Origin of the sequence: Thauera phenylacetica B4P, assembly GCF_000310225.1 — a bacterium.
GTDB lineage: Bacteria > Pseudomonadota > Gammaproteobacteria > Burkholderiales > Rhodocyclaceae > Thauera > Thauera phenylacetica.
This window is the reverse complement of sequence record NZ_AMXF01000408.1, coordinates 1-1,978: the sequence shown is the minus strand read 5'-3', so window position 1 is coordinate 1,978 and position 1,978 is coordinate 1. Positions and strand designations below refer to the sequence as shown.

The window sequence follows — 1,978 nt, the reverse complement described above, 5'->3', positions numbered from 1 at the left end:
GCGCGCGCGCGCGTCGTCCACCGCCGCGCGCGCCTGCCGCCCGTACTCGTGGCGACTCGAGGCGTTGCCGAAGCGCGCCGGCTCGGCCGCGCCGAGCCAGGGCAGCATCGCCTCGCTCACCACCGGATCGAGCGGCGTGGTCGCGTTCCAGTCGAGGTAGATAGGGGCGAAGCTCATGCGCGCCTCGGCTCAGATCGCGGCGATCTCATGCACCGGCATGCGGCTGCGCCGGCGCACGCTCTTGAGCACCGTCATGTCGGGATCGGGCCGCACCTGGCGCTTGACCAGCGCCTCCAGGCTCACCGAGTCGAGGTAGGCGTAGATGCGCTGGTTGAGGTTGGACCACAGGTGGTGGGTCATGCACACGTGGTCGTCGTGGCAGTTCTCCTTGCCGCCGCACTGGGTGGCATCCAGGGGCTCGTCGACCGCGATGATGATGTCGGTGACGGTGATCTCGTCCATCGCCCGCGCCAGGCGGTAGCCACCGCCGGGACCGCGCACGCTGCTCACCAGCTTGTGCCGGCGCAGCTTGCCGAAGAGCTGCTCGAGGTAGGACAGCGAGATGCTCTGGCGCTCGGCGATGCCCGCCAGCGTGACCGGGCCGTCCCCCTGGCGCGAAGCCAGGTCGATCATCGCGGTCACCGCAAACCGTCCCTTGGTCGTAAGTCGCATCAGGCTCTCCTCGAAGGCTGTCCGGGCTCGCGCGTGCCGGGGGCCGCCGAATATCCCATCATTTTGGTCGAGTATAGGGATCCCGACAAAAACAGTCAACTAATCGGAAAGGGAGGTACGGCCGTGCAGGCGCGGCGCGAGGGCTGCGCCGAGATCGACGTACGTGCCGACCCCGTGCGCCGCTTTCGCGCCTGCCGGCGCTCCTACAAGAGACCCTGCGGCCCGTCTGTCGCATTCGAGGTTGCCGGCGCTCGTGCAAGAAACACAGCGGCGGAGTCCCTGTAGGAGCGCCGGCAGGCGCGAAAGCGGCTGTCGGCCCATCGACGCGGACGGTACCTGCCGCTCAATCCACCATCCGCGACAGGCGCCCCGGGTCGAAATCGTCGCTCGGCGCCACGGTGTCGTCGAGCTTGATCCCGGCGGCCTCGAGGCGGGCGAGGATGGCCTGGAGGCGGCGGTCGGTCTCCACCGAGTGGTCGAGCAGGCCGTGCAGCGCCTTGGCCACCGGGTCGTCCATGTCGCGCGTCACGCCGTAGGCGCTGAAGCCGATCTGCTCGGCCTTCTGCTCGCGCGCCGCGTCGCGCTCGGAATCGAGGATGCGGGCGGGGTTGCCCACCGCGGTCGCGCCGGCGGGCACGGGCTTGACCACCACCGCGTTGGAGCCGACCTTGGCGCCGTCGCCCACCGTGAAGCCGCCGAGCACCTTCGCGCCCGCGCCCACCACCACGCCGCGCCCCAAGGTGGGGTGGCGCTTCGTGCCGCGGTAGAGCGAGGTGCCGCCGAGGGTGACGCCCTGGTAGATCGTGCAGTCGTCGCCGATCTCCGCGGTCTCGCCGATCACCACGCCCATGCCGTGGTCGATGAACACGCGGCGACCGATCCTGGCACCGGGGTGGATCTCGATTCCGGTGAGCAGGCGGCCGATGTGGCTCGCGAAGCGCCCCACCAGGAACCAGCCGCGGCGCCAGGCGCCGTGGGCGAGGCGGTGGAACATCAGCGCGTGGATGCCGGGATAACAGGTCAGCACCTCGAGCGTGGAGCGCGCGGCGGGGTCGCGCTCGCGGACGCTGGCCAGGTCTTCTCGGAGGCGGCTGAACATGATGAAAGGACTCCCGGGTGTGCGCAGCAACAAGAAAGAGGAGCGGCACCGCCCAAGCGGGCGGGCCACCAATTCCCGATGATTTTAATCGACTATACCGCGCCCCCGAAAGCCCGCGGCTTGCGCGCAGCCGCGTTCGCGCCTGCCGGCGCTCCTACAAAAGCTTCCGACCCGCGCCGGTTTCTGGAGGAGCGCCGGCAGGCGCGA

2 protein-coding genes and 1 pseudogene are annotated in these 1,978 nt (G+C 70.0%); all 3 read right to left on the bottom strand.

Annotation, left to right across the window (positions count from 1 at the left end; all coding sequences use genetic code 11):
• A pseudogene (locus tag C667_RS26620) lies at positions 1-177 on the bottom strand (cysteine desulfurase); the annotation flags it as partial.
• Between the two features lie 12 nt (positions 178-189).
• Complete coding sequence (gene iscR, locus C667_RS22530) at positions 190-672, bottom strand: Fe-S cluster assembly transcriptional regulator IscR (protein WP_004387022.1); 483 nt, start codon at positions 670-672, stop codon at positions 190-192.
• Positions 673-1,015: 343 nt separating this feature from the next.
• Positions 1,016-1,771 (bottom strand): serine O-acetyltransferase, encoded by a 756-nt coding sequence (gene cysE / locus C667_RS22525; protein ID WP_004387021.1) that lies wholly within the window; start codon positions 1,769-1,771, stop codon positions 1,016-1,018.
• Positions 1,772-1,978 lie beyond the last annotated feature (207 nt).

Bases quoted from the DNA above. Each gene is read 5' to 3' on its own strand.
- cysE (WP_004387021.1), bottom strand. From the start codon at position 1,771: ATGTTCAGCCGCCTCCGAGAAGACCTGGCCAGCGTCCGCGAGCGCGAC.
- iscR (WP_004387022.1), bottom strand. From the start codon at position 672: ATGCGACTTACGACCAAGGGACGGTTTGCGGTGACCGCGATGATCGAC.